This is a genomic window from Leeuwenhoekiella sp. NPDC079379 (assembly GCF_044542075.1).
Taxonomy (GTDB): Bacteria; Bacteroidota; Bacteroidia; order Flavobacteriales; family Flavobacteriaceae; genus Leeuwenhoekiella.
On sequence record NZ_JBITTU010000017.1, the window covers coordinates 1 to 3,687 of the forward strand.

Sequence of the window (3,687 nt, forward strand, 5' to 3'; positions counted from 1 at the left end):
CTCTCGCTAAATTTGCTGTTTTTCATCGTGACAGTGTGAATTTAAAATTAGTAAATTCGAATTAACAACTGTCCTGTTTTTAGGGAAGCCTACAAATAAAAATGATATTCAGAATGGGTTTATTAAAGTTATCGATGTAAAGGATAATTCCAAATCACTATCAATTCCTTTAAACCTCATTTCAAAATCAATTCTAGATAAATATAATTTTCAATTGCCTAAGATTTCCAATCAAAAATTCAATAAGTATTTAAAGGAACTTTTTGAGTTTCTAGAATATGATGACGTACAAAAGAAAACAACCAAACTAGGAAATAAAATTATTGAAAAGGAAAGTATTCTATATGATAGAATAAGCTCACATACAGCAAGGAGAAGCTTTATAACAATAATGAAAAATCAACGTGTACCTGATAAAGTGATAATGAGTTATACAGGTCATAAAAGCCTTGAAGTTTTTAATAATTACTATCGTCCTAATGAAGATGAAAAAGTGGATTTTATGAATACAGTTTTTAAATAGAAATTATGGGGTTTTACAATAATGGCGAATACTACATAGTAGAAAAATCCGAACCAGATCTAATAGAATTTATCCTCAGTTTAAAATATTTTATCTCCAATGGACTTTTTAGCTTGAAAAAAGTAAAAAGTAAAATTCAAAGAGATTATTATGAAATTATAGAAAATATAGATTTTGAAAATATAAATGTTCCAAAAAAAATTTCAGTGAATGAATATGAAAAACAGCGATTTAAGTATGATATGAAAGAGTCTGTTTTTGTTTATTATATCAAATCCTTGAGTGATTATAATCTAAAAAATATAGACGCCTTTAACGCTGCTTTGAACCTATTATTCAGAGACATTGACTTGAATTCAAGCAAATATTTTCAAAAAGAAATAATTGAGGATTTTTTTAAGGATTTAGAAAACAATATGAATCAATATAATTTCCTGATTGAGTATAAAAAAAACTTAGATAACTTTAATTCTAAAAGCGATACTAAAAGGCAAATTATAAGTGATCAAACATTACAAAGCTATTTCAATGATAATTCAAAGTATGAAAAACTTATAGATGGACTAATCGAAGTAGGTCTTTTAAATAAAGAAAAAAAACTAATTGAATCTCATAGAATTAAATCAGATCTAGCTGTTTTGATAATAAAGTTGAACGACTCAAAAATTATCAATACTTATAATTTATCAAATGCTGAAACAGTCAAATTAATCAAAAATACTTTTGGCATATCTCCATCTTCAGCTAATTATAATAAAATATCAAATAAGAAATTGAAGGAAATAAATCTACAGGGTTCTAAGAGTAATGATAAAGAGTTTTATGAAAAATTGAATTTTATAGATTCCTTGCTTAGTTAAGCGTTAAAAATATGGTTTAAATGGTTTCGAGAACCACTTGCAACCATATTTGGATAGAATTAACCCTAAGATTGTACTGTTAATAACTCTTAAACAGTACAATATGGAAAACCCTTATGAAATTCTTCTGAATGAAGTTAAGGAAGTGAAATCACTTCTTATCAACCTTAAAAATAGGCCTGATAAAGAGCTTATAAATAAATTTTATACTAGAAATGAAGCTTCAAAAATACTTAAAGTTAGTCCTCAAACAATCAAAAGTTATATTGATAGAGGACTTTTAAAAGCAGAAAAATACGGTAAGTTCGATAGAATAAGGCACACTGAAATATTTGATTCTTCAAACAGAGTTAAATCTCTAAAATATAAAAGATAATGGGGGGTCAAAAAAAAGAAGCCCCACATACCTTGCGAAGTATAAGAGGCTCGAAAAATTTTTCTGAAAACGAATTTAATAAAAATGATAGTATAATTGATCAAATTGACTTAGAAAGTGATTTTTTAAGTTTAACTGAGAATAGTGAAAATCCATTTCCTTTTGATGTTTTCCCTAAAATAGTGCAGGAAATCATTTTTGAAGCTCACAACAAATATCAATTTTCTATTGATTATTTGGGAGCAGGTATTTTAACAGCTTCATCTGCTGCAATAGGAATTTCTCATAGGGTAAGAGTCAAAAAAGGCTGGGGTGAGAAAAGCAACCTTTTTACGGTTATCGTTGGGCGACCAGGCGATTCTAAAAGTCACGCTTTAAATTTTTGTTTCAAACCGTTGCACATAAGAGAGAATGAGCTTTTTTACAGATACGAACAAGAATTACAGAATTATGAAGATAGCCTAGAATCCGGAAAAAATAAAATTAAAAAGCCATATCTAGAAAAATTCTTGATCAGTGATTATACAATCGAGGCATTAATATTATCCCATTACTATAACAAAAGAGGTCTATATATCTATGTGGACGAGCTACACGGATGGATAAAAAATTTTAATAGGTATAGCAGCTCTGGCGAAGCAGAAATTTATTTAAGTCTTTGGAGTGGTACAACTATATCTACAGACAGAGCATCTGGAAAGAACTTACGCATTGAAGATCCATTTGTAGGTGTAATTGGAAGCACACAAATTCCGGTTCTAAAAGAATTTGCAAAAGAAGGTAGAAGTGCTAATGGTTTTATGGATCGTTTACTCTTTGTTTATCCTGAAAATCAGAAAACTATTAAGTGGAATATAAATAAAGTAGACGAAAGTATTTTACAAAATTATTTTACGATAATCTCTAATCTAATTGATCTAAAATGTGATCAAAATAGTCAGACTAATGCTATTCCCATCGAAGATAGTGCTAAGAAATATCTTTTTAACTGGCAGAATAATAGGCCAGATGATTACTTATTTGATTATGAAAGGAGCATAGAAATAAAGCTTCAGCAATATGTCATTCGATTTGCCTTAATACTACAATTGATTCATTATGCATCTGATAAAAAAACTAAAAATGAAGTTCAATTGTTTGCTGTGAAAGGAGCAATTAAATTATTCGATTATTTCTATCATAATGCAATCAAAGTAAGAAACGAAATCACAAAGAAAAATTATTTAGAATCCTTAACAGAATTACAAAAAAATATTTTAAAGGAACTTCCGGATAATTTCACAACTCAGAAAGGTCTAGAAATAGCCTGTAAAAAAGTTGATGGTAAACCTAGAGTAAGTGAGAGACAATTTAAAACCTATTTAAAGGATAGAAAATTGTTTAAAAGGATGTCTCACGGTAATTATAAAAAAATACTATAACTGCATTTTCCTCATTTTGTTCACTTTTGTCTTTAAAGTGCTGATTTACAGTATAAAGCTATCTTTTTAAAATGCAATATTCGTGCATAAAGTGCACTGCCAAAATGAAAAGATATAATCCCTAATACTTAAAGTGCAATTAAAATGTAATGGAAGTGCAACAATAAATTTCTTGAAACACTGGCTATTATTGAATAATGTAGAAAATGAGGATAATGCAACGTACTATGTATAAATATACTCTAGAAAAAAAATCGGTCAAACATATTTGTCCTGGATGTAACAAAAAAAGGTTTGTCAGATACGTAGATTCTGAAACGAATGAATATCTATCTCACATAGTTGGTAGATGCGATCGAGAAGTAAACTGTGCATATCACTATTCACCTAAATCTTATTTTGAGGATCGTAGTTGTAGGCTTCCCTAAAAACAGGACAGTTGTTAATTCGAATTTACTAATTTTAAATTCACACTGTCACGATGAAAAACAGCAAATTTAGCGAGAG

General features: G+C 28.6%; 5 protein-coding genes. All 5 read left to right on the forward strand.

Annotation, left to right across the window (positions count from 1 at the left end):
- The first annotated feature begins 106 nt into the window (after positions 1-106).
- The 5 genes from ACIGAM_RS17350 to ACIGAM_RS17370 all read left to right on the forward strand — a co-directional run bounded on the left by ACIGAM_RS17350 (position 107) and on the right by ACIGAM_RS17370 (position 3,608).
- Positions 107-523 (forward strand): tyrosine-type recombinase/integrase, encoded by a 417-nt coding sequence (locus ACIGAM_RS17350; protein ID WP_396512740.1) that lies wholly within the window; start codon positions 107-109, stop codon positions 521-523.
- A gap of 5 nt (positions 524-528) precedes the next feature.
- Positions 529-1,383, forward strand: a complete 855-nt coding sequence (locus tag ACIGAM_RS17355) for a hypothetical protein (RefSeq protein WP_396512737.1) — start codon at positions 529-531, stop codon at positions 1,381-1,383.
- Between the two features lie 103 nt (positions 1,384-1,486).
- The gene (locus tag ACIGAM_RS17360) at positions 1,487-1,759 is read left to right on the forward strand and encodes a helix-turn-helix domain-containing protein (protein WP_396512738.1); all 273 of its coding nucleotides are present in this window, start codon (positions 1,487-1,489) and stop codon (positions 1,757-1,759) included.
- Positions 1,759-3,180, forward strand: a complete 1,422-nt coding sequence (locus ACIGAM_RS17365; protein ID WP_396512739.1) for a DUF3987 domain-containing protein — start codon at positions 1,759-1,761, stop codon at positions 3,178-3,180. Before ACIGAM_RS17360 ends, ACIGAM_RS17365 begins: the two co-directional genes overlap by 1 nt.
- A gap of 227 nt (positions 3,181-3,407) precedes the next feature.
- Complete coding sequence (locus ACIGAM_RS17370) at positions 3,408-3,608, forward strand: PG0870-related protein (protein ID WP_396512741.1); 201 nt, start codon at positions 3,408-3,410, stop codon at positions 3,606-3,608.
- Positions 3,609-3,687 lie beyond the last annotated feature (79 nt).